21 protein-coding genes, 1 tRNA gene and 2 pseudogenes are annotated in these 22932 nt (G+C 52.5%); 18 read left to right on the top strand and 6 right to left on the bottom strand.

The window, feature by feature from the left end; translation table 11 throughout:
* Positions 1–301: 301 nt before the first annotated feature.
* On the bottom strand, positions 302–556 hold the full coding sequence (locus F7Q90_RS17190; protein WP_006119957.1) for a YkgJ family cysteine cluster protein: 255 nt from the start codon (positions 554–556) through the stop codon (positions 302–304).
* A gap of 271 nt (positions 557–827) precedes the next feature.
* Here F7Q90_RS17190 and yeiP point away from each other — a divergent pair, with 271 nt between their 5' ends.
* The 9 genes and pseudogenes from yeiP to yejF all read left to right on the top strand — a co-directional run bounded on the left by yeiP (position 828) and on the right by yejF (position 11634).
* Entirely contained in the window at positions 828–1400 is a 573-nt protein-coding gene (gene yeiP / locus F7Q90_RS17185) for an elongation factor P-like protein YeiP (protein ID WP_006119958.1), read from the top strand.
* Between the two features lie 78 nt (positions 1401–1478).
* Positions 1479–2456, top strand: coding sequence for a CobW family GTP-binding protein (locus F7Q90_RS17180; RefSeq protein WP_006119959.1), 978 nt, complete (start codon positions 1479–1481; stop codon positions 2454–2456).
* 42 nt (positions 2457–2498) lie between these two features.
* Positions 2499–3206 carry a phosphatase PAP2 family protein gene (locus F7Q90_RS17175; RefSeq protein WP_006119960.1) on the top strand — a complete coding sequence of 236 codons (708 nt, stop codon included), beginning with the start codon at positions 2499–2501 and terminating at the stop codon, positions 3204–3206.
* A 509-nt stretch (positions 3207–3715) separates the two neighbouring features.
* Positions 3716–4282 carry a bifunctional murein DD-endopeptidase/murein LD-carboxypeptidase gene (gene mepS / locus F7Q90_RS17170; RefSeq protein WP_006119961.1) on the top strand — a complete coding sequence of 189 codons (567 nt, stop codon included), beginning with the start codon at positions 3716–3718 and terminating at the stop codon, positions 4280–4282.
* 207 nt (positions 4283–4489) lie between these two features.
* Positions 4490–6053 (top strand): annotated as a pseudogene (locus F7Q90_RS17165) (cyclic di-GMP phosphodiesterase).
* 41 nt (positions 6054–6094) lie between these two features.
* Entirely contained in the window at positions 6095–7903 is a 1809-nt protein-coding gene (locus F7Q90_RS17160) for an extracellular solute-binding protein (protein WP_006119965.1), read from the top strand.
* A gap of 9 nt (positions 7904–7912) precedes the next feature.
* Entirely contained in the window at positions 7913–9007 is a 1095-nt protein-coding gene (locus tag F7Q90_RS17155; protein ID WP_006119967.1) for a microcin C ABC transporter permease YejB, read from the top strand.
* Positions 9007–10029 carry an ABC transporter permease gene (locus tag F7Q90_RS17150; RefSeq protein ID WP_006119968.1) on the top strand — a complete coding sequence of 341 codons (1023 nt, stop codon included), beginning with the start codon at positions 9007–9009 and terminating at the stop codon, positions 10027–10029. The genes F7Q90_RS17155 and F7Q90_RS17150 overlap by 1 nt, the downstream gene beginning before the upstream one ends.
* Positions 10030–11634 carry a microcin C ABC transporter ATP-binding protein YejF gene (gene yejF / locus F7Q90_RS17145; protein WP_006119969.1) on the top strand — a complete coding sequence of 535 codons (1605 nt, stop codon included), beginning with the start codon at positions 10030–10032 and terminating at the stop codon, positions 11632–11634.
* On the opposite strand, the gene F7Q90_RS17140 is transcribed toward yejF, so the two are convergent.
* From F7Q90_RS17140 to rsuA, 3 genes are all read right to left on the bottom strand, one after another.
* Complete coding sequence (locus tag F7Q90_RS17140) at positions 11621–11941, bottom strand: YejG family protein (RefSeq protein WP_033740957.1); 321 nt, start codon at positions 11939–11941, stop codon at positions 11621–11623. The genes yejF and F7Q90_RS17140 overlap by 14 nt on opposite strands.
* A gap of 253 nt (positions 11942–12194) precedes the next feature.
* Positions 12195–13391, bottom strand: coding sequence for a Bcr/CflA family multidrug efflux MFS transporter (locus F7Q90_RS17135; protein WP_006119971.1), 1197 nt, complete (start codon positions 13389–13391; stop codon positions 12195–12197).
* Positions 13392–13402: 11 nt separating this feature from the next.
* Positions 13403–14122 carry a 16S rRNA pseudouridine(516) synthase RsuA gene (gene rsuA / locus F7Q90_RS17130; protein ID WP_006119972.1) on the bottom strand — a complete coding sequence of 240 codons (720 nt, stop codon included), beginning with the start codon at positions 14120–14122 and terminating at the stop codon, positions 13403–13405.
* A 155-nt stretch (positions 14123–14277) separates the two neighbouring features.
* Between rsuA and F7Q90_RS17125 the strand changes: the two genes are divergently transcribed.
* A complete protein-coding gene (locus F7Q90_RS17125; protein WP_006119973.1) occupies positions 14278–16032 on the top strand; it encodes a DEAD/DEAH box helicase in 1755 nt (584 codons plus the stop codon).
* Positions 16033–16163: 131 nt separating this feature from the next.
* A complete protein-coding gene (rplY, locus tag F7Q90_RS17120) occupies positions 16164–16448 on the top strand; it encodes a 50S ribosomal protein L25 (RefSeq protein WP_006119974.1) in 285 nt (94 codons plus the stop codon).
* 92 nt (positions 16449–16540) lie between these two features.
* Here the strand turns inward: rplY and yejK are convergent, their stop codons facing one another.
* Positions 16541–17545: a nucleoid-associated protein YejK gene (gene yejK, locus F7Q90_RS17115; RefSeq protein WP_006119975.1), complete on the bottom strand. Its 1005-nt coding sequence runs from the start codon at positions 17543–17545 to the stop codon at positions 16541–16543.
* Between the two features lie 159 nt (positions 17546–17704).
* Between yejK and F7Q90_RS17110 the strand changes: the two genes are divergently transcribed.
* From F7Q90_RS17110 to F7Q90_RS17080, 7 genes are all read left to right on the top strand, one after another.
* A complete protein-coding gene (locus F7Q90_RS17110) occupies positions 17705–17929 on the top strand; it encodes a YejL family protein (RefSeq protein WP_006119976.1) in 225 nt (74 codons plus the stop codon).
* 22 nt (positions 17930–17951) lie between these two features.
* On the top strand, positions 17952–19706 hold the full coding sequence (yejM, locus tag F7Q90_RS17105; RefSeq protein ID WP_006119977.1) for an LPS biosynthesis-modulating metalloenzyme YejM: 1755 nt from the start codon (positions 17952–17954) through the stop codon (positions 19704–19706).
* 73 nt (positions 19707–19779) lie between these two features.
* Positions 19780–19856, top strand: a tRNA-Pro gene (locus F7Q90_RS17100).
* Between the two features lie 173 nt (positions 19857–20029).
* Positions 20030–21271 (top strand): integrase domain-containing protein, encoded by a 1242-nt coding sequence (locus F7Q90_RS17095; RefSeq protein ID WP_006119978.1) that lies wholly within the window; start codon positions 20030–20032, stop codon positions 21269–21271.
* 179 nt (positions 21272–21450) lie between these two features.
* The gene (locus F7Q90_RS17090; protein ID WP_100208620.1) at positions 21451–21639 is read left to right on the top strand and encodes a hypothetical protein; all 189 of its coding nucleotides are present in this window, start codon (positions 21451–21453) and stop codon (positions 21637–21639) included.
* Positions 21640–21734: 95 nt separating this feature from the next.
* Positions 21735–22253 (top strand): hypothetical protein, encoded by a 519-nt coding sequence (locus F7Q90_RS17085; protein ID WP_151161036.1) that lies wholly within the window; start codon positions 21735–21737, stop codon positions 22251–22253.
* Between the two features lie 194 nt (positions 22254–22447).
* Positions 22448–22657: a helix-turn-helix transcriptional regulator gene (locus F7Q90_RS17080; RefSeq protein ID WP_044242207.1), complete on the top strand. Its 210-nt coding sequence runs from the start codon at positions 22448–22450 to the stop codon at positions 22655–22657.
* 126 nt (positions 22658–22783) lie between these two features.
* On the opposite strand, the pseudogene F7Q90_RS17075 reads toward F7Q90_RS17080, so the two are convergent.
* Positions 22784–22932 (bottom strand): annotated as a pseudogene (locus F7Q90_RS17075) (IS630 family transposase); the annotation flags it as partial.

Here is a 22932-nt window from a genome sequence, read left to right as displayed (position 1 = left end):
AGGATAATCTTAAAAAGCGTGCTGAAGTCTGGGTGACATGAGGTCGGTTAACAGGAGGGGAATTTCAGCAACGTCAGCTCCTTGCCATTAATCGCATGCCTCGGCTCTGCTTCAGCGTCAGCAAACACTTTCACAAAGATACGAACAAATTCAGGACGCCATGCAGGCAGGGAGCGATTAACATGCACCAGAGGATAAATTATGCCGTCGACAATACAGCCAGAAATGCGGCGTTTTTAAACAGTGATGATGTCTCAAAAGACAACGAACGCAGCGAAGACGGGAACCTGCACCGGGGAAATCAGGGGGCGGTACTTTGCTCAAGGTGAATCAGATAATCCATCGCATAATGACGGTTACTACCGCACATCTCAACCGATGGCTGTAGTCCGGCGCACACTTTCGGACGCAGAGGCGATCCAAAAATTTTACAGAGGTTATTATCCGCAAGCTGAACGCACCGGGTATTAGCGGGTTTGCCCTGTGGCATTCCCGGAATGGGCGAGGAAATGCTCGGGGCAATACAACATGCGCCACAGTCTGTACGACATTCCATCTTTTATCTCCTCGAACCGCTAAAGCGCGCACGATAACAGAACGTGCCTTACCCTGACATCACCTTTACAGAGAAACAGGCCAGGCACCGATCGCCGGTCATGCTGTGATGTCGCCTTTGCAACGCCAATGACGTCATGATCCATGATGTATACTGTGACGGCTTTATCCTGTTAGTCGCCATCAGGCACAAAATTTTTCGCGCTGTCTTGCCTGTTCACGTCCGCGCGAGTAACGTTGCGCGCACTATCACTTTGACAGCGAGAACCGCAATGCCAAAAGCGAACGAAATCAAAAAAGGAATGGCCGTCACCCATAACGGCAAACTGCTGCTGGTGAAAGACATTGATGTCCAGAGCCCAAGCGCCCGGGGCGCGGCAACGCTGTATAAAATGCGCTTTACCGATGTGCGCACCGGCATGAAAGTAGAAGAACGCTTCAAAGGCGATGAAATTATTGATGCCATTTCGCTGAGCCGCCGCAGCGTCACCTTCTCTTATATTGATGGTGATGAATACGTCTTCATGGACGATGAAGATTATACGCCTTACGCCTTCAAAAAAGAGCAAATAGAAGAAGAACTGCTGTTTATCCCTGAAGGGGGCATTCCCGGTATCCAGGTGCTCACCATGGACGGACAGGTGCTGGCGCTTGAACTGCCTCAGACGGTTGACATGGAAATTGTGGACACCTCGCCCGGAATTAAAGGCGCGTCGGCCAGCGCACGCACAAAGCCTGCCGGGATGAGTACAGGCCTGGTCGTGCAGGTGCCCGAATATCTCAGTAACGGTGAGCGCATTCGCATCCATGTGGCAGAGCGCCGCTATATGGGACGCGCCGACTGATCCAGACTGGCGCGTGCGGCAGGCGAATATTGTTATGCTATAACAATATTCGCATAATGCTTTGCAGGAGCCTCAGGCATGACACGTGTTAACCTCCTTACCGGATTTTTAGGCAGCGGAAAGACCACTACGTTGCTTCACCTGTTAGCGCATAAGCCCGCCGGGGAAAACTGGGCTGTACTGGTCAATGAATTCGGTGAGATAGGTATTGATGGCGCATTACTTGCCAACCGCGGCGCCACGCTAAAAGAGATTCCCGGCGGCTGTATGTGTTGCGTTAACGGACTGCCCATGCAGATTGGGTTGAACAGGCTGTTAAAGCAGACTAAACCCGACCGTTTATTAATCGAACCCACTGGACTCGGCCATCCCCGCCAGCTCCTGACCATGCTGACCTCGCCTGCCTATGAACCCTGGCTCACGCTTCAGGCGACGCTGACGCTGCTGGATGCGCGCCAGCTTGCCGACCCACGTATCCTCAATAATGAAAACTTTCGCGATCAACTCCTCGCTGCCGACATCATCATTGGCAATAAACGCGATCGCTGGAGTGACCATGATAAGCAGCGCCTGGCACAATGGCGGACAGCGCATCAGGCCGATCGCCCGTTTGTGGCTACGGAATTTGGCCGTATCCCTCCAGCCTTACTGGACAAACCGCGAGGTGCGCCGCGTGACATTCCGCATCCTGCACATCACTCTCATTCAACGCCCCCGGGCAGTGGTATTGCGGCAATGCGTCTTGACGGGCAGAGCGCGTGGCGTCGGGCGCTCAATCAGGGCCAGGGTTATGTCGCCTGCGGCTGGCTTTTTGACAATGAAACGGTGTTTGACGCTCAGCCCCTGCTTGAATGGGCGCGGCTTGCCCCTGTAGATCGGGTCAAAGGCTTCCTGCGAATAAAGGAAGGCTCAGTCAGTATCAATCGTCAGGGGGAGGATTTTCATTATGAATTGCTGGACACAACGTCGCCAGACAGCCGTGTTGAGATGATTCATTCCGCACCTGCCGACTGGAATAGTTTACAATCCGCCTTGTTGAAGATTCGTTTAAGCTGACATGGTTATGGTCGGCGGTTATTTTTTTACTGGGGCAGATTTATGCACGCAACACGTCTTGTCACCATCCTCCTGCTTAATGCACTGGGGATGATGCTGTTTTTTTCTTGGTACTTACCGCCTCATCACGGGTTTTGGTTTGAAATTGATAAAGGGATTTTTTTCGCCTTCAATAATGAGATGGTTGCTCACCCGGCGTTTGCCCTGCTGGTTGCCATCACTAATTTTCGCGGCTTTGATGCCGTGTCCTTGCTGGCAATGGGCTTGCTCTATCTGTGGCTGTGGTACCGCGAAACGCCCACCGGTCGACGTCGTATGCTGGCCATTGGCATTACCATGCTTGTGACTGCGGTCGTTCTGAATCAGGCCGGCCATCTGTTGCCGGTCAAACACGCCAGCCCGACGCTGTTTTTTGACGGCGTGCATCGTGTCAGTGAGCTGACCGGCATTCCCGCTAAAGATGCGTCAAAGGACAGTTTTCCCGGCGATCATGGCATGATGCTGATGATCTTTGCGGCATTTATGTGGCGTTATTTTGGCTTTCGCCCGTTTTTAGTCGGCGTGGTAATTGTCGTTTTATTCGCTTTGCCGCGCGTGATGGCTGGCGCGCACTGGTTTACGGATATTACGGTAGGTTCGCTTTCTGTTGTTCTGGTGGGATTGAGCTGGTGGTTATTAACACCGGCAAGTGATTATCTGGTTAATTGGTTTTATCACAAATTACCGGGCAAAAATAAACCCCAAGGGTAATTAATTAGCGAGGGCGGGTTAATGATTAAATTTTAAACCGCCCTTACTTATAAAAAACTTAAAGTAACAATTAGCACGCTAACAAAAAATCACACTGAAGCCGATGATATTACTGGATTTATCCTGTCTGATGAAAGCCAGCCGCGCCGCCGCCCTCCCCGTAACCCGCACTATGCCTGGAATTAGCGTCTGTTTTCCCCTTTCATCCTGTTATTACACTTGCATTCCTGTTGATAAAGTGAACAAGTCATTTAAGTTTGATAAGTATCAAAAAAACCTATCAGAATTTGATTAAAAGCACTCGCCACGGCCTCGGGAATCGGTTAATCTCGGTCGCAGTGAGAAAGAAGTCGCGGTATTAAGCATTCTTTAACAGATAAATTGTGGTGATTTACACATTTTTATAATTAAAGCGTTGTCTTGTTCTGGCTGGCTTATTAATCTCATTCCGTTTTGTCATCTGGCTGGCGACAATCTTGTCGTAAGGACTTCGAAGGAAAACCCGAATAATGGTCAAGTCTCAACCAATACTGAGATATATCTGGCGGATAGCGCCCGCTCTGGCGCTGGCAACACTCCTCTCAGCTTGTAGCAGTACCCATAACGCAAAAATCGAGAATCATGAAGTTAACAACCAGAATGGTTTTTTACTTCAAGCGTCTCAGGATGAGTTCGAAGAGATGGTGCGTAATGTCGATGTTAAGACACGCATCATGGATCAATACGCGAGCTGGAAAGGTGTACGTTACCGTCTTGGCGGTGATACTAAACGCGGCATTGATTGTTCCGCTTTCGTACAGCGTACTTTTCGTGAACAATTTGGATTAGATCTTCCTCGTTCGACCTCCGAACAGCAGGGAACAGGGAAAGAAATCGCACGCAGCAGACTGCGCCCGGGTGACTTAGTCCTCTTCCGTGCAGGTTCCACCGGCCGTCATGTTGGTATCTATCTTGGCAACGACAACTTTGTTCATGCCTCGACCAGCAACGGCGTGATGATCTCCAGCCTTAATGAAGATTACTGGAAAAAACGTTATCGCGAAGCACGTCGGGTATTAAGTCGCAATCCGAGCTAGTGTAGAACGAACGTCCTCTCAGCCAGAGAAAAAAGAACGCTGCCTATGCAGCGTTTTTTTTTCTGAATCCAGCGAATCAACGTAAAAAATACTTGTTTATCAAAATAATAACGAGACATTACTAACTGACTCGTTATATTCTCAAACGCGAAAATGTGTGCGATTGTGCATCATTTAGTTTTGTATTTTGATCAGGGGAAGCACTTCATGCCATTGTCGCGGGCGCTGATACGCCAGGCAACTTATCCTCGTCGCATCGCGTGGAAGAGCGCGATTGTTGGTAGTTTGTTTTTCTTGTTGTTAACGTCTGTTTTGCTTATTCAGACCCAGCACCATCGCAAGCAACAACACAAGCAGTTGCTCATCGACAGCAGCACCGATTTTCAGCACAGCGTGAACGCCCTTATTTCAGATACCCTCATTCCGCTGCTTCCCTTAGTTAAGTCTGAATGCTACATCGTTAATCACGAATTAACCGCGCGTGCAGCCTTTGCGGGTGACATACGCGCCATTATCCTGGTTAAAGACGGTAATGCCTTTTGCTCCTCGGCGACGGGCAGTTTCTTTCAGCCGCTCAGCGCGCTCTCACCGCGCACCGATCCTACACGTGAAAGGGATATTCGTTTACTGCCCGGAACGCCAATGCAGCCAACAAAACCGGCGCTGGCGATCTGGATCAAACAACCTGGCACCCAGCAGTCAGGCCTGTTTGTCACGCTGAATGTCAGCCTGTCACCTTATCAACTCAAAGCGTCATCTCACCCCAAAATTACCGGTATCGCGTTACTTGCGCATAATACTGCCCTGACAAGCTGGCAGCCCACGCTGGTGCGAAATCACCTGATCCCCTCACCCCTTATGCAGACGCCAATGGACGGATTGCCGTTTCAGTTTGCACTTTATGGTTCAACCTTATCGGCGAGCGACTACCAAACGATCATGCTGATTAGCCTGTTGTTTGCGTTAATTGTCAGCGGGATGAGCTGGGTGTTACTGTCCCGGTAAAGAAATCACGATGGGCATTCGACGTGGCGAGTTTCATGTTGAATATCAGCCCATCATCACAGCAGCAGACAGGCAATCGTACGGCATTGAGGCGCTGCTTCGCTGGACGCACCCTTCAGGCGAAGCAATCTCACCCGACATTTTTATCAGTTATGCCGAAGCGCAAAACCAAATCATTCCCCTGACCCGGCACCTTTTTGAGCTGGTTGCACGTGATGCACATCTACTGCGCCACACGCTGCCGAAAGGAACCTGCATCAGTCTTAATATTTCGCCGCTGCATCTGGGTGCCTGTAGCTTTCGCGATGATGTGCTGTACTGGCAAGACAGCATGCCGCACGATCACTTTCAGTACGTTTTTGAGATTACTGAACGTGCTGTGGTGGAAAACAGTAACGCGGCCGCACTGTTTAACTGGCTTCATCAGCGCGGAATTAAAATTGCGGTAGATGATTTCGGTACCGGGCACAGTGCATTAATCTATCTTGAAAAGTATGCGTTTGATTATCTGAAGATTGACCGTGGGTTTGTTCAAAGTATTGGCACCGAAACAATTACCTCGCCCGTACTGGATACAGTCTTACAGCTGTCAAAGAAACTGAATCTGATGAGCGTGGCGGAAGGCGTTGAGACGGATGAGCAGGCAAGCTGGCTGATCAACCGTGGCGTGACACATTTGCAGAGCTATCTGTTTAGCCGCCCGCTACCGCCCGAACAGGTCAAGGCGTTCTTTCTGCGCCAGACCAGCCAGTCCATCAGCCTGTAACACCGCTGCGGTGTCAAAACGTTCAGGAGACCGCCCTCTTTATGCCGTTCCGCTATGTTGTTTTGCTGCTGTGCTGCTGGTTGACCAGCCCGCTGCACGCCAGCCCGGTGCAGGTCAGTTACACGTTTGCTCAGTTGGGCACGCCGAAGTATGCCGTGGACTTTCATCATTACGACTATGTGAACCCTGACGCGCCGAAGGGCGGCAAAATTGTTCAGGCTGTGCCCGGCACCTACGACAATTTCAACCGCTACGCATCGCGCGGCAATCCGGCGGCGGGCACCGGCACACTGTATGACAGCTTATTTACCACGTCGGATGATGAACCCGGCAGTTACTATCCGCTGATTGCCGAATCCGCCCGTCATCCCGCTGATTTTCGCTGGATGGAGATCACCCTTAACCCGCGTGCGCGATTTCACGATGGCTCTGCCATTACCGCTGAGGATGTCGCGTTTACGTTTCACACATTCATGACCGAAGGCGTGCCCCAGTTTCGTCTCTATTATCGCGGCGTGACGATGGAGGCGGTTAATCGTCTGACGGTGCGTATTACGTTACCGGCACCCGACAAAGATTTGATGCTGAGCTTACTATCGCTGCCGGTGATATCGCATACCTTCTGGCAGAATAAAAAGTTTAACGAACCGCTCAGTCAGCCTCCTCTGTCGAGCGGACCTTACCGCATCAGCCGCTGGAAGCTGGGCCAGTTTATTGAGTACAGTCGCGTGAAGGACTACTGGGCAGCTGATTTGCCGGTCAACCGCGGGCGCTTTAATTTTGACGTCATGCGTTACGACTATTACCTGGATGACAACGTGGCGTTTGAGGCGTTTAAGGCCGGTGCTTTCGACCTGCGAGAAGAGACGTCCGCGAAAAAATGGGCAACGCAGTACCGTGGCCGTCACTTTGACGATCAGCAGATTGTGAAAGAATCTATGCCCAATACCGCGTCAATTGATACGCGCTGGCTGGCGCTCAATAATCAAAAACCCCTGTTTCAGGATCGACGGGTACGCCAGGCGATGGCGCTGGCCTTTGATTTTGAATGGATGAATAAAACGCTGTTCTATCATGCTTTTAAACGTACCAGCAGCTATTTCCAGAATACAAAATATGCTGCACAGGGCCAACCTGATGCCGCACAGCAACGACTACTCACCCCTTTCCGTGCGCAGTTACCGCCGGACATCTTTACCGACGCCTGGGCACCCCCGACAACCCATGGCAGCGGTTACGATCGCACGAACCTGCTTAAAGCCATGTCCCTGCTGAACCAGGCTGGCTGGCATGTTAAAAACCAACGCCTGGTGAACGATAAGAACGGAAAACCCTTTACGGCAGAGCTGCTGTTGCCCGGTGGCACCAACAGCGAATGGGCCCTTCCCTATCAGCATAACCTTTCCCGCCTGGGGATCACCTTAACGCTGCGTCAGATTGACAGCTCTCAGTATCTGCGTCGCCTGCGCAGCGGCGACTATGATATGGTCAGCACGGTGTATCTCGCGATGCCAACGCCCTCACGTAACCTGCAGGCTAGCTGGCAGTCGGACTATATTCAGTCCTCGTGGAACCACGCCAGGGTTCAGGATCCCGTCGTTGATCACTTCGTTAAAGCGATTGTCGACCATCAGGGTGACGCCGACGCCTTGCTGCCACTGGGGCAGGCGCTGGACCGCATTTTGCTGTGGAATGCGTACATGATCCCGATGTGGTACAGCGCCGACCAGCGCCTTGCCTTTTGGAATAAATTTTCCCATCCTGCGAGGAAACCTGATTACAGTACGGGACTGGATAACTGGTGGTATGACGTCAGTAAAGCCGGCCGCCTGCCCGCTAACCGACGCTGAGGACATCCTGTGGCAATGTACTTTTTTCGCAGACTGTTACTGATCATTCCGACCTTGTGGGCCATTATCACACTCAACTTTTTCATTGTGCAGATCGCGCCCGGCGGCCCGGTTGATCAGGCGCTGGCGAACATTCAGTTTGGCCAGACCAGCGGCATGCCCGGCGCAGGCGGCGCTGACAGCAGCGGAACACGGGCCGGCCTGAACCGCTCAACGCCTGGCGATAATCAGTATCGCGGCGCACGTGGTCTGGACCCGGAAGTGATCGCCGAAATTGAAAAGCGTTACGGTTTCGACAAACCCATCGGGCAGCGCTATCTTTCGATGCTGTGGAACTACCTGCGCTTTGACTTTGGTGACAGCCTGTTTCGCAGTGCGTCTGTGTTGCAACTGATTAAAGAGAGTTTACCGGTATCCATCAGCCTCGGCCTGTGGAGCACACTGATTATCTATCTGGTGTCGATTCCGTTAGGGATAAAAAAGGCCGTGCGGAATGGTAGCCCGTTTGATATCTGGAGCAGCACGTTCATCATCATTGGCTACTCGGTGCCTGCTTTTCTGTTCGGTATTATGCTGATAGTCCTGTTTGCCGGCGGCAGCTATTTCGACTGGTTTCCCCTGCGCGGGCTGACCTCGCCGCAGTTTGCCACCCTGCCCTGGTACGGCAAGGTGGGGGATTATCTCTGGCATATTGCGCTTCCGGTGCTGGCTACGGTCATTGGCGGTTTTGCTACTTTAACCATGCTGACCAAAAATGCGTTTCTTGATGAGATTCGCAAACATTACGTCGTCACCGCCCGGGCTAAGGGGGTTTCCGAGCGCCGTATCCTGTACCACCACGTGTTCCGCAATGCGATGCTGCTGGTGATAGCCAGCTTCCCCGCCACCTTTATTAGTATGTTTTTTACCAGCTCGGTCCTGATTGAGGTGATGTTCTCGCTGAATGGTTTAGGTCTGCTGGGATTTGATGCCACCGTCCAGCGGGATTATCCGGTGATGTTTGGTACCCTGTATATTTTCACCCTGATTGGGTTGCTGATGAATATCCTGAGTGATTTGACCTACACGCTGGTTGATCCTCGTATCGATTTTGAGAGGCGATAATGCAGATTTCGCGTTTAAACCAGCAACGCTGGCAGCGCTTCCGGCATCATCGACGCGGCTACTGGTCGCTGTGGATTTTTCTGTTTATCTTTGTTCTTTCCCTGTGTGCCGAGCTGGTTGCCAACGACAAGCCGCTGCTGGTGCACTATCAGCACCGCTGGTACGCGCCCCTGTTTTTTAACTACAGCGAAACTGACTTCGGCGGCGACTTTGCGACGGCAGCCGATTATCAGGATCCCTGGCTGCAACAGCGGCTGGAAAAAGCGGGTTGGGCGCTCTGGGCACCCATTCGCTTTGGAGCCAATACCCTCAATTTTGCGTCACAGGTGCCTTTCCCTTCACCTCCCTCGCGACAAAACTGGCTGGGTACTGACGCCAACGGTGGCGACGTGCTGGCGCGGTTGCTGTACGGTCTGCGTATTTCGCTTCTGTTCGGTCTGCTGCTTACGCTGTTTTCCAGCGTCATCGGTATCGTCATTGGCGCAATACAGGGCTACTTTGGCGGCAGAACAGATCTGATAGGACAACGACTTACAGAAGTCTGGTCCGGTATGCCTTCGCTGTTTTTACTGATTCTGCTGTCCAGCGTGGTTCAGCCCAGCTTCTGGTGGCTGCTGCTGGTGACCGTGCTGTTTGGCTGGATGAGCCTGGTCAGCGTGGTCCGAGCCGAATTTTTGCGTACCCGCAACTTTGACTATATTCGCGCGGCGCAGGCGCTGGGCGTCAACGCCGCACGCATCATGCTGCGGCATATGCTGCCGAATGCGATGGTCGCTACGCTGACCTTTCTGCCTTTTATTCTGTGCGGTTCGATTACCACGCTGACGTCCCTCGATTTTCTAGGTTTTGGCTTGCCCATCGGTTCGCCTTCGCTGGGTGAACTGCTGCTGCAGGGAAAAAATAATTTGCAGGCACCGTGGCTGGGTTTATCTGGCTTTTTTACGCTGGCGATACTGCTGTCGCTGCTGATTTTCATTGGTGAAGCCGTACGCGACGCCTTCGATCCCAGTAAAGGAGTCTGAATGGACGCGCCACTGCTTGCCGTTAATCACCTTTCCATCGCCTTTCGTCAGGGCAAACAGCTGCATCAGGTCGTGAAGGATGTTTCACTGTGCGTTGAGGCGGGAGAAACGCTGGCGCTGGTAGGCGAATCCGGCTCGGGAAAAAGCGTCACGGCCCTGTCTGTCATGCGGCTCCTGCATGAGGCCGCCGTCGTCTATCCGCAGGGAGAGATTCTGTTCGCCGGTGAGAACCTGTTAACGGCATCAGAGCAGCGCCTTCGCGGACTGCGTGGCAATCAAATGGCGATGATTTTTCAGGAACCCATGGTTTCTCTCAATCCGCTGCACAGCATCGAAAAACAGCTGTACGAAGTTCTGTCTTTGCATCACGGGCTGCGGCGGGAAGCGGCACGGGCAGAGATTATTCGCTGTCTGGATCGCGTCGGTATTCGCCAGCCCGCCTCGCGACTCAATGATTTTCCGCACCAGCTCTCCGGCGGTGAACGCCAGCGCGTCATGATCGCCATGGCGCTGCTCACACAACCGAAGCTGTTGATTGCCGATGAACCGACGACCGCACTGGATGTCACGGTACAGGCGCAAATCCTTACCCTGCTGCGTGAACTGCAACAGGAACTGAATATGGGGATGCTGTTTATTACGCATAACCTGAACATCGTTCGTCAGCTGGCGGATAACGTGAGCGTCATGCGCGCCGGTCAGGTGGTGGAGCACAACCGCAGCGCGGTTCTGCTTCGTCAGCCGCAGCACGCTTACACTCAGCAACTCCTTGCGGCCAACCCGGAAGGCCGCGCCGTGCCGCTCGCGGCCGAATCTCCTGTGATGCTGAACGTGGCGCATTTGCGCGTCACTTTCCCCCTGCATCAGGGGCTGTTTAAGCGTAAAACGGGCGAAAAGATTGCCGTCAACTCGATCAGTTTTCGCCTGAAACGCGGGGAAAGCCTGGGGCTGGTGGGCGAATCCGGTTCGGGGAAAAGCACCACCGGGCTGGCCCTGCTGCGACTGATAGCCGCTCAGGGCGAAGTCTGGTTTGATCATCAGCCGCTGCATCAATTGTCACGTAAACAGCTGTTGCCGCTTCGCCGCCGTATTCAGGTAGTGTTTCAGGATCCTAACTCTGCGCTTAATCCGCGCATGACCGTCCTGCAGATTATCGCCGAAGGGCTGGCGGTGCATTTTCCGCAGTTGAGTGCGGCACAGCAGGAAGAGCGGGTTATCGCGGTGATGGCAGAAGTCGGGCTGGACACGGAGAGCCGCCATCGTTATCCGGCAGAGTTTTCGGGCGGACAGCGGCAGCGAATCGCCATTGCACGCGCACTGATTCTGGAGCCTGAACTACTGGTGCTGGATGAACCCACATCATCGCTGGATCGCTCGGTCCAAAAACAGATTCTGGATCTGCTGCGTGGGCTGCAACAGCAACGTCAGCTCAGCTATGTGTTTATCAGCCACGATCTGGAAGTAGTTCGCTCGCTCTGCCATCAGCTGATCGTCCTGCGACAGGGAGAGGTGGTGGAACAAGGTGACTGTGAAACGTTATTCGCCGCCCCACAGCAAGCCTATACTCGCGAACTGCTCAGGTCAGTGGCGCTCAGCGACCAATAAAGGTCTCCGCAATCGCAACGCCCTGGTTTTTCAGACAGCAGTTAGTGGCGCTTTCATCACAACGGCGGATAAAAAGACAGGGTTGCCCTTCGCACTCGGCAATTTTGCCATCGACCTGAATGGCGGTCAGCATGTCTTTCAGTTCATGCAAAATCTCCCAGGCGGGCACGCCATCATGGCTTATCAGACGAAGCGCGATAACATCGTGCTCTTCTGAATCCGTATCGTCAGTCTCAATCACGCTATGACGATCGCTCAACCAGCGAAACCGCTGGGGTAAACGATGCACCACCGAAAGTTGCAACATAGTGATCAGTATCTCCAGAGAATGCAGCCAATTCACCACCAACGGTATCAGCATCGCGCGCCGAACCTGTCATGCGCGTTATCAGCCAAATTGCGAGTTGAATCTCATTTTGGGCTATATGTACCGCGTTTAATGATAACTAACAATCATTTTAGACCCAATGTGATTACTTTATTTGCTATTTTTTTTCACAAATAAGAAACATTATTGTCTTTGCAGGTCAGGACAGGCGACAGCGAAGGCTGCCGCCTGCTTAGCGGGCGGCAGAATGCGGACGTGACGCGTAGAGAAAGAGCGCAACGGAGAGCGTTGCACAGAGCGCAATGGTGCCCACCATAGGCCAGGCACTGTTAAAGCTGAACAGGGAGAGCAGCGCACCGGCCAGTGCGCCTACGCCGAAACGTAGCGTGCCCGCCAGTGAAGACGCCGTACCGGCCATGTGCGGAAATTCATCCAGAATTACCGCCATGGCATTTGATGACACCATGGACACACAGCCGATAAACATGGCGATACCGAAGACCAGCGGCAAGAACCCCAGATCAAACGCGCTGACCACCAGCAACCAGATGCCCATCGCAAACTGCACCAGTAACCCAAAACGGAACAGGGTGACAGGGCCAAAACGGCGCACCGCGCGGCTGTTAATCAGGGTCATGATGAACAAAAACACGATATTCAGGCCAAAATAATAGCCAAAGCTTTGCGGCGAAATATGATTGAGCTCGATGTAAACAAACGGGCCCGCATTGAGAAAGGTAAACAGTCCCGCAAAGGAGAACCCGCTCGACAGCATATAGCTGAACGCCCGTTTATGGCGAAATAAAGCCACAAAATTCCCTAGCGTCGTGCGCAGATGAAAACGCTGGCGCTGCGCAGGCTTCAGCGTTTCCCGAATCTGGGTCGCGACCAGAACGGTGGTAATCAGCGCGGCTATCGAGAGTGTCCAGAAAATGGCGTGCCAGCTCCAGAGCAACAGCAGCCAGCCACCGATAATGGGGGCCAGCAGTGGCGCAATGGTGGTGATTAACATCACGAAGGACATCATGCGCGAAAACTCCTCTTTCGAGTAGCTGTCGCGCATCAGGGCATTAATCACGACACTGGCAGCCGCAGCGGACAGGCCGTGCAAAAAACGCATCGCGATAAGCTGTTCTATTGACTGAGAAAGCGCGCAGGCTGCCGCCGCACAGGCAAATATCAGGGTGCCCAGCGTTATCACCGGTTTGCGACCATAGCTGTCGGCCAGCGGACCGTAGATCAACTGCCCAATGGCAAAGCCCAGAATATAAAGATTGAGCGTCATCTGTACGCTGCCTGCGGATACCGCAAACTGACGCGCAATTTGTGGCATGGCAGGCAGATACATATCTATCGACAATGGCATCAACATCGCTAACAGGCCGAGAATGATCACCAACCCCATTGGCGAATTTTTTTCCTTGCGCACCGGCTTTCTCGCTATTTCTGTTCCAGTTCGTCAGGCAAGCCAATGCTGGCTATCTCTTCTTCTGTTAACGGGCGGTATTCTCCCGGTTCCAGGTCCTCGTCCAGGACGATGGCGCCAATGCGCTCACGGTGTAACTCCACCACCCGATTCCCCACGGCGGCGAACATGCGTTTGACCTGGTGATAGCGCCCTTCGCTGATCGTCAGCAGGACTTCCGTCGGTGTGATGATCTCAAGCTGTGCGGGTTTGGTCAGGCTCTTTTCGTTATGCAGTTGTACACCTGCGCTGAACTGCGCAGCGGTATCGTCGCTTACCGGCGCTTCAAGCGTCACACGGTAGGTTTTCTCACAATGGTGACGCGGTGAAGTGATACGGTGCGACCACTGTCCGTCGTCCGTCAGCAGCACTAATCCGGTCGTATCAATATCCAACCGGCCTGCGGCGTGCAGTTTGAATGCCATCGGTTCTTCGATGAAATAGACGATGGTAGGATGATCGGGATCGTCCGTGGAGCAGACATAGCCCTGCGGTTTATTCAGCATGAAATAGCGCGGCCCGGTCTGCATCCGAAGCACGTTGCCGTCATACTCGACCTCGTGATCGGGCTGGAGTTTGAATGCGGTATCGCGCACCACCTCACCATTAACGGTGACACGTTGACCACGGATTTCGCGTCCGGCGATAGCACGGCTGATTTCCAGTTGCTGAGAAATGAATTTGTCGAGTCGCATGAATGTGTTTTGCCTGTTACTGCGGAGGGAAACTAAAACGGCGTTATTAACCGTTGAAAAAGTCTGGGAAGTATAGCCTGAACGGCGTCTCTCTGACAGCGCGTTTATAGACGATTCGTGGCATAATTGCAGCAGGTTTTCCAAAAGTGAGCAGCATGTCTTTTACTTTACGTCCCTATCAACAGGAAGCGGTGGATGCCACCGTCGCCCACTTCCGTCGTCATCATGAACCTGCAGTGATAGTGCTGCCCACCGGGGCAGGAAAAAGCCTGGTGATCGCGGAACTGGCACGCCTGGCCCGCGGCCGGGTGCTGGTGCTGGCGCATGTCAAAGAGCTGGTGGCGCAAAATCACAGCAAATATCAGGCTTACGGCCTGGAGGCTGATATCTTTGCGGCAGGCTTACAGCGTAAAGAGAGTCAGCGAAAAGTCGTGTTTGGCAGCGTGCAGTCCGTTGCGCGAAACCTCAGCCTGTTTGACAGCGCCTTTTCGCTGGTGATCGTGGATGAGTGTCACCGCATTGGTGACGACAAAGAGAGCCAGTATCAACAGATTTTTACGCATCTGCGTCAGCACAATCCCAACCTGCGTTTACTGGGCTTAACGGCCACACCGTTCCGTCTGGGCAAGGGCTGGATCTACCGTTTTCATTATCACGGAATGGTGCGTGGCGACGAAAAAGCCCTGTTCCGCGACTGCATCTATGAACTGCCCCTGCGCTATATGATTAAGCACCAGTTTCTGGTGCCCCCTGAACGGCTGGATATGCCGGTCGTGCAGTATGATTTCAGCCGCCTGACCGCGCAGGCGAATGGCCTGTTTAGCGAAGCCGATCTGAACCGGGAACTTAAACAGCAGCAGCGTATTACCCCACAGATCATTCGTCAGATTGTGGAATTTGCCGACGATCGCCAGGGCGTGATGATTTTTGCTTCCACGGTCGAACACGCACGGGAAATTCTGAGCCTGCTGCCGGAAAACAGCGCGCTGGTCTCGGCGGAAACCCATGCCAAAGACCGCGATGCCCTGATCGCCGCCTTTAAAGCCCAGCAGCTTAAATTTCTGGTGAACGTCGCCGTGTTAACGACCGGCTTCGATGCGCCGCATGTGGACCTGATTGCCATCCTGCGACCCACGGAATCGGTCAGCCTGTATCAACAGATTGTCGGGCGTGGTCTGCGCTTGTCTCCCGGCAAGAAGGACTGCCTGATTCTGGACTATGCCGGTAATCCCCACGATTTGTTTACGCCTGAAGTGGGGACGCCAAAAGGGAAAAGCGACAATGAGCCCGTGCAGGTGTTTTGCCCTGCCTGCGGTTTCGCCAACACCTTCTGGGGCAAAGCCACAAGCGATGGCATGGTGATTGAGCACTTCGGCCGGCGATGCCAGGGCGTTTTAGAGGACGACGAGGGCGAGCGTGAACAGTGCGACTACCGTTTCCGCTTTAAAAACTGCCCGGAGTGCAACGCAGAGAACGACATTGCCGCGCGTCGCTGCCGCGAATGCGACAAGATTCTGGTCGATCCTGACGATATGCTCAAAGCCGCCCTGAAACTGAAAGATGCCCGGGTTCTGCGCTGCGGTGGCATGACTCTGGAACAGGGCCGCGATGAAAAAGGCGAATGGCTCAACGCCACCTACTTTGATGAAGACGGCACCAGCGTCAGCGAGCGCTTTCGCCTGCAAACCCCTGCACAACGCAAAGCCTTCGAACAGCTCTTTATGCGCCCGCACCAGCGCGCACCCGGCGTGCCGCTGGGCTGGCAAACCGCCGCCGATGTGCTGGCCTTACAGCCGCTGCTGCGTCATCCCGATTTTGTTGTGGCGCGCGCCAAAGGCCGCTTCTGGCAGATTCGCGAGAAGCTGTTTGACTATCAGGGCCGTTTCCGCCGGGCCAATGAACTCCGCTAGGTCGTATTAGCGTTTGCCCCGGTGGGGGATTACGGCTATAATGCCGCCCGCTTTTGCATGTGCATCAGCGGTGTTGAATAACCCTTCTGTTACTGGGTCGCCTGTAGCAGAAATTATAAAGAGACGTATTAATGTTCACTATCAATGCAGTAGAACGTAAAGAGCAGGGTAAGGGTGCGAGCCGCCGCCTGCGCGCAGCAAACCGTTTCCCGGCCATCATCTATGGTGGTTCAGAAGCGGCTGTTTCTATCGACCTTGACCACGACCAGGTAATGAACCTGCAAGCGAAGCCAGGCTTCTACGAAGAAGTTCTGACGCTGGTTGTTGATGGTAAAGAAACCAAAGTTAAAGTGCAGGCTGTTCAGCGTCACCCGTTCAAGCCAAAACTGCACCACATCGACTTCGTTCGCGCTTAATCGCCGGGTGAGTTGAAAGTAGAAGGGCCGGTTGCGAAACCGGCCCTTTTATTTTGTCTGCGGTCAGCCGGAACGCCGTGTCCGGCTCGCCATTATTTACTGCTGGTACGACGCTGTAGCTGTTCGCGCAGGTTGGGCGGCGTGCCCTTGATGGTCAGGGTATCCGTCACCGGGTCCCAGAAAATGCGCTCGCCAAGCAGCATGGCATCAAAATTTAGCGTCAGCCCCCCGCCGCTCCCGGCAAATTTGGTTAACTGACGTAAGGTGCTGCGGTCGGCCGGGAAATGTTCTTCCAGTTCATAGCCCTGCTCCTGGGTAAACGCTTCAAACGTTTTATCCCCCAGCGGTGGCAGTTCGCCAGACAGCGCCTTCAGCGCAATCTCTTCGCCTGCCTGAAGTTGCTCATTACAGTAGCTGTAAACCTGCTGGCGATAATTTTGCCGCTCATTTTTATCCAGATTCGACTCGTCACAGTAATCATCTACCGCCTGTAACAGGCCACGGTTTTGTGCTTTGGTATCCAGGCCGACTTCCGCGCCCAGGAAATCCATAAAGAAATCGGCCACTTTGCGCCCGACCCGGCCGCGCAAAAAAGTCAGGTAACGGGTGGATTCCGGATTGGTTTCCCATTCGATGAGATCGATACGTGCCACGATATCCGCATGATTGATATCCAGATAGTGTGTGCTACTGATATCCATTTGTTCGTTGACGCGCATACTGGACTGGCTGTTCAATATCGCCACCAGTAAATACTCTACCGCCAGGTAACGATACTGAATAAACAGCACCACGCCGCCTTCTGCAAAGGGATACTTTGCCAGTTCATCACGCAGGCGTCCGGTCGCCGCCCGGCTAAAGGCGAGGAAATCATCATGTCCTTTGCGGCAGTTACGCAGCGCCTCGGCCAGTTCGCTTTCCGCATTAAACAGCCCGTAAGCTTTACTCTTCGCACTGTAAACACGGTGCAACTCTTCCGCCATTGCTTCGACCGTGCTGGTGGCCGGCAGTAACGAATCACGCAACACCAGCTCTAGCTGATTTTCATCACGTTTAATTAACTGATGCAAGGCAATCTGGTCGATATCCAGACTCATGGTAAACTCCTCCTGGTAGCACAGGCGCGTATTCAAACACCGCCAGCAGCAGCTTTCAACTCTCTGCATAATTCAGACCGGATGCTTTCGATAAATTTGCGGAAAAAAGTGCGTTGTTCCGGTACTATATCGCCTTTTGAGACGAGATAAGTTTTCGCTATGCCACAATCATCCCGTTACAGCGACCAACGCGTTGAACAACTCCTCGCGGAAATGGCGCAGGTTTTGCAAAAAGACCAGGCTCCCACCGATCTCTCCCTGATGGTTCTGGGGAACATGGTAACCAACCTGATTAACAGCGATGTTGCGCCTGCGCAACGCCGCGCTCTGGCTCGTTCTTTTGCTGATGCGCTACAGGCGTCGGTAGACGACAGTACTCATTAATTTGCCGGTCTGACGTAAAACTATGGTAACCAACCGACAGCGCTACCGCGAAAAAGTTTCTCAGATGATTAGCTGGGGACACTGGTTTGCTCTGTTTAATATCTTTTTCGCGCTCATTTTGGGTAGCCGCTATTTGTTGGTTGCCGACTGGCCTGCCTCCCTGGCGGGACGTATCTATGCGTACAGCAGTTGGATTGGCCACTTCAGCTTTATTGTCTTTGCCGCCTATTTACTGATTATTTTTCCGCTGACGTTCGTCGTTATGTCGCAACGTCTGATGCGGGTCCTGTCGTCGGTGGTGGCCACGGCAGGGCTGACACTGCTGATGGTCGACAGCGCGGTATTTAACCGTTTCCATCTTCACCTTAATCCGGTGGTATGGGAACTGGTGATCAATCCTGATCAAAGTGAGATGGCGCGCGACTGGCAGTTGATGTTTATCGGCGTGCCGCTGATTTTTCTGGTGGAGATTTTGTTTGCCACCTGGAGCTGGAAGAAGCTACGTAGCCTGAACCGCCGCTCTTTTGGTAAACCGCTGGCGGCCCTGTTTATCTGCGCCTTCTTTGCCAGCCACCTGATGTATATCTGGGCGGATGCCAACTTCTACCGCCCTATTACTATGCAACGCGCCAATCTGCCGCTCTCCTACCCGATGACCGCGCGACGTTTCCTGGAGCGCCACGGCTTACTGGATGCGCAGGAATATCAACGCCGCCTGGTACAGCAAGGCAATCCCGAAGCGGCGGCCGTGCAGTATCCGCTGAGCGATATCACCTTTGCGGATAAAGGTACGCGCGATAACCTGTTAGTGATCACGGTGGATGGCCTGAACAGCGCCAACACCGACACGGCGCTGCCCGCGCTAGGCGTGTTTGCCCGTCAGAACGTGCGTTTCACGCAGCACTTCAGCGCAGGCGATAACGCTGAAAGAGGGCTGTTTGGCCTGTTCTACGGTATTTCACCCAGCTATATGAACGGCGTGCTGGCGCAACGTACGCCTTCTGCCCTGCTGACGGCGCTGAGTACGCAGGGCTATCAGTTTGGTTTGTTCTCTTCTGACGGCTTCAACCAGCCGTTGTACCGTCAGGCGCTGTTGTCAGATTACTCGCTGCCTGCCAGCGGCGATCAGCCCAATGCCAGCACCGTATCGCAATGGCAAAACTGGCTGAGCACGCAAAAAGTTGACGGCACGCCATGGTTCTCCTGGCTGGCCCTGAACGGACCGGATATCAGCGGCAACAATGACAAAACCCGCCAGCGCAGCTATCTGCGCCAGGCACCGGCACTAAATGAACAGATTCAGGCGATCCTCACCACGCTACAGCAGCGTGATTTGCTGAAAAACACCGTGGTCGTGATTACTGCACAGCACGGTATCGCGCTGGAGGGCGATCCGGATAACGAGGGAAATCGCCAAAACCTGCAGGTGCCGCTGGTGATTCACTGGCCGGACACGCCCGCACAGACGGTGACGCGCCTTTCCGATCATCAGGACGTGATGGTGACGCTGATGCAGCGCTTGCTGCATGTGCGAACGAATCCGGTGAATTATGCGCAGGGTGAAGATCTGTTTGCGGCACAGCGCCGTCATGACTGGGTGACCAGTAGCGAAGACAATAAGCTGGTCATCACCACGCCGAAAGTCACGCTGGTGCTCAACAATAACGGTAGCTATCGCGCCTACGACGCAGACGGCAATACGTTGAAGGATCATAAACCCGAGCTGGCGCTGTTGTTGCAGGTGCTCACAGAAGAGAAGCGTTTTATCGCTAACTGATTAATAATAAGGCAGTTAGACGTTGGAACGCTTGCATTCGTGCTGATAATCAGTAGACTAGCCCTCTAAAGTTCGGCACGTAGCGCAGCCTGGTAGCGCACTGTCATGGGGTGTCAGGGGTCGGAGGTTCAAATCCTCTCGTGCCGACCAAATCATTATTTTGGATGTATCGGATACATACGAAAACCCCACAGAAACCCGCATTCTCACTGAGTTTGCGGGTTTTTTGTTGTCTGTAGGTATCGGTATTGACCGTTTACAACCGGAATTTTTAGCTATACCGTTAGCTATATGACTACCGTATAGCTAAAGGCCGTATAACTATGGCGCGTATAACTACCCCGCTAACCAATACCGAGATTAAGGCGGCGAAGCCTGCCGACAAAGAGTACACGCTACAGGATGGCGCTGGCCTGTACCTGCTAATCAAACCCAGCGGCTCCAAAATCTGGCGATTCTCTTACTACCGCCCCACCGATAAAAAGCGTGCGCTGGTGAGCTTCGGATCGCTGGATGCCCTTTCCCTTGCCGATGCCCAGAAAAGACGAGACGAGTACCGCGCATTAATCGCACAAGGCATCGACCCACAAATCCACCAGCAGCAAAAGCGCGAAGCCGAAGAGCTACGCCGGGGGAATACCTTCCAGAAGGTAGCCGCTGACTGGTATGAGATGAAGAAGAGCCAGAACCTTGCCGCCAACACCATCAAGGACATCTGGCGATCGCTAGAAAAATATGTGCTCCCGGACATCGGTAACACCCCTATCAACGAGCTGACGGCGCGTAAATTCGTCACCATTCTGGAGCCCATCAAAGCGCGGGGCAATCTGGAAACGCTCAAACGCGTGTTACAGCGCATCAATGAGATTATGGATTTTGCGGCCAATAGTGGCCTGATAGAAATCAACACCGCCGCGAACGTCCGTAAAGCCTTCCCTACTCCGGTCAAAAAGCATATGCCGACTATCCGGCCAGAGCAGCTTCCCGAACTCATGCAGACTCTATCCATTGCCAGCATCGAACGGCACACCCGCCTGTTAATTGAATGGCAGCTACTGACCGTAACGCGTCCGGTTGAGTCTGCCGAAGCCCGATGGGAAGAAATTAACCTAGCGGATAACACCTGGACGATTCCCGCGGGCCGCATGAAGATGCGCCGGGATCATATCATCCCGCTATGCGAGCAGGCGTTGGCCGTTCTGGAAGCAATGAAACCTATCAGCGCCCACCGCGAATATGTATTCCCCAGCTTTAAGAAGCCAACCCTACCGATGAGTAGCCAGAGCGCTAATGCGGCTCTTCGCCGCATGGGTTATCAAGGTGTACTGGTGTCTCATGGTCTGCGTGCCATTTTCAGTACCGCAGCCAATGAGGAAGGATTCGAGCCGGATGTGATAGAAGCCGCCCTCGCCCACGTAGACACCAACGAAGTACGCCGGGCGTACAACCGCAGCAATTATCTTGAAAAGCGTATCGTACTCATGCGCTGGTGGGGAGAATTTGTTGAGAGCGCGGCTACGGGCATAACTCTGGCAGCAGGAAAGCGCGGGATTTGTGTTGTGTAGCTGTTAACATGTAATTTTATACAGTACACCGATGCACTCACAATGAAAACACTCTATCATGCATAAAACAGTAGCAAACCGACAATAGCAGAACAGGCCACGTCTAGGGTAGCTCCCGAACCCTCGTACACCTCTACGGGCTGGCGTGGCCTCCATTACAGAGGGCGTGAGGTGACGTAATGATTGATATACCACGGCATATCAGAAGGCTTCGAATCGTAAGCGTAGAACAACTAGCTTTAGTCATGGCTGGATTATTCGATTGCGACGACATAGAAACGGCTCGTAACGGTAACCATATTGGCTGGCGTGAAGCTGAAACGTTTAAAGAAACTATTATTCAGGCTATAAAGGGCTTTGTTGAATAATAGGTAATCATTCTGTTTTGTCTGCACTGTTTTGGTAGAAAACGCTGATGCCAGACAGAACACCGTCATACGCAAGCATGTAATGCATTGATTTTATGTTATCTGAAACAACCGTTTTCATAGTACCACAGCATAAAATCCATTTATTCAACAAAGCCGCTATAAAGCTAAATGAAATAAAGCCGCTACGAGTTTTCGTATATGACCATCGTTATAGTTCATCACCTGATGATTGTATGCTCGGTGATATTGAAAATTTGTCTATAAATTCAAATGTAGTCAGTGCAGACTTTCTTTCCAATGATGCCTGGGAGTGGGCTGAGAAAGAACTTTCGGAAGAACTATTAATTCCAGAAAGCAAACCAGTATTATTAAATCCAGATATCTTTAATGGAAAAGACACTGCCATGATGATTATTGCCGGACTCTCTATCGCATTAGGAAAATCAAGTGACAACTTCAAACGTGGCGGAAAAATAAATCAATCAGCGATAATCAGAGCTGCTGAATCTGCAATAAATGAATATGGGAATGGGGTCGAGGTAACTGACAGAGCAATCAGGGACTGGATTCGCCCTGCAATTGAACAATACGCGACAAGGTTACCTGACTGACACTTAAAAAATCTATTCGCCCTTAGATATGGACTTCAAAAAGGGCGTAGCTTAACTTCACAAATGGTTTTCACACCTTCAAAAAGTTCACATTGCTAACTTCAAACTATTTTTACACACTTCAACAATATATTAATTTCTCATGCTCAAATATCGGTGTAGTTCGGTAATAACCAGTTATCAATGGAGATAAAATGAACCACACTGAAAGAAAGATCCTGCTAAAAACAGAAGTTAAGAAAATAATTCGCGTAAAATCTGATAGCGCATTTCAAGAAATGATTAACGCAGGAGAATTCCCGCGTGGATTTCGAATTGGCCTGCGTCGGGTTGGCTGGTTTGAAGATGAGGTAAACACTTGGCTTAATGAACGTATTATTGAGTCTCGGGGAAACGCAGCCTGATGGTATGGAACAGAATCCACATTCAGTAAATTAAACGCAGGATATAGCCATGAAAAAGAAATTTCCCCTTTCTGGGCCGGGCCTCATTCACCCCGGATTTAGCCTAAATAACTGATCCTAATACCGCTACACTTTAGCCAGCCCATGTTTTCCCCCGGGGAATGGGCTGACGGTATTCATAAAGTGATGGACCTTTTTCAACAGTTGCCACATTGAACTGCACTGGTGATTTCGGGTTATTGTCTCATGAAGCGCCTGCCACAACCGTTCGACAT

This window comes from Pantoea stewartii subsp. stewartii (assembly GCF_008801695.1).
Taxonomy (GTDB): Bacteria; Pseudomonadota; Gammaproteobacteria; order Enterobacterales; family Enterobacteriaceae; genus Pantoea; species Pantoea stewartii.
The sequence above is the reverse complement of the archived record's forward strand: the minus strand, read 5'-3'. Positions and strand labels throughout refer to the sequence as shown.

Excerpts from the sequence above, each read along its gene's own strand:
- F7Q90_RS17190 (WP_006119957.1), bottom strand. The coding sequence starts at position 556 with ATGGAATGTCGTACAGACTGTGGCGCATGTTGTATTGCCCCGAGCATT.
- yeiP (WP_006119958.1), top strand. The coding sequence starts at position 828 with ATGCCAAAAGCGAACGAAATCAAAAAAGGAATGGCCGTCACCCATAAC.
- F7Q90_RS17180 (WP_006119959.1), top strand. The coding sequence starts at position 1,479 with ATGACACGTGTTAACCTCCTTACCGGATTTTTAGGCAGCGGAAAGACC.
- F7Q90_RS17175 (WP_006119960.1), top strand. The coding sequence starts at position 2,499 with ATGCACGCAACACGTCTTGTCACCATCCTCCTGCTTAATGCACTGGGG.
- mepS (WP_006119961.1), top strand. The coding sequence starts at position 3,716 with ATGGTCAAGTCTCAACCAATACTGAGATATATCTGGCGGATAGCGCCC.
- F7Q90_RS17160 (WP_006119965.1), top strand. The coding sequence starts at position 6,095 with ATGCCGTTCCGCTATGTTGTTTTGCTGCTGTGCTGCTGGTTGACCAGC.
- F7Q90_RS17150 (WP_006119968.1), top strand. The coding sequence starts at position 9,007 with ATGCAGATTTCGCGTTTAAACCAGCAACGCTGGCAGCGCTTCCGGCAT.
- yejF (WP_006119969.1), top strand. The coding sequence starts at position 10,030 with ATGGACGCGCCACTGCTTGCCGTTAATCACCTTTCCATCGCCTTTCGT.
- F7Q90_RS17140 (WP_033740957.1), bottom strand. The coding sequence starts at position 11,941 with ATGTTGCAACTTTCGGTGGTGCATCGTTTACCCCAGCGGTTTCGCTGG.
- rsuA (WP_006119972.1), bottom strand. The coding sequence starts at position 14,122 with ATGCGACTCGACAAATTCATTTCTCAGCAACTGGAAATCAGCCGTGCT.
- F7Q90_RS17125 (WP_006119973.1), top strand. The coding sequence starts at position 14,278 with ATGTCTTTTACTTTACGTCCCTATCAACAGGAAGCGGTGGATGCCACC.
- rplY (WP_006119974.1), top strand. The coding sequence starts at position 16,164 with ATGTTCACTATCAATGCAGTAGAACGTAAAGAGCAGGGTAAGGGTGCG.
- yejK (WP_006119975.1), bottom strand. The coding sequence starts at position 17,545 with ATGAGTCTGGATATCGACCAGATTGCCTTGCATCAGTTAATTAAACGT.
- F7Q90_RS17110 (WP_006119976.1), top strand. The coding sequence starts at position 17,705 with ATGCCACAATCATCCCGTTACAGCGACCAACGCGTTGAACAACTCCTC.
- yejM (WP_006119977.1), top strand. The coding sequence starts at position 17,952 with ATGGTAACCAACCGACAGCGCTACCGCGAAAAAGTTTCTCAGATGATT.
- F7Q90_RS17095 (WP_006119978.1), top strand. The coding sequence starts at position 20,030 with ATGGCGCGTATAACTACCCCGCTAACCAATACCGAGATTAAGGCGGCG.
- F7Q90_RS17090 (WP_100208620.1), top strand. The coding sequence starts at position 21,451 with ATGATTGATATACCACGGCATATCAGAAGGCTTCGAATCGTAAGCGTA.
- F7Q90_RS17085 (WP_151161036.1), top strand. The coding sequence starts at position 21,735 with ATGTTATCTGAAACAACCGTTTTCATAGTACCACAGCATAAAATCCAT.
- F7Q90_RS17080 (WP_044242207.1), top strand. The coding sequence starts at position 22,448 with ATGAACCACACTGAAAGAAAGATCCTGCTAAAAACAGAAGTTAAGAAA.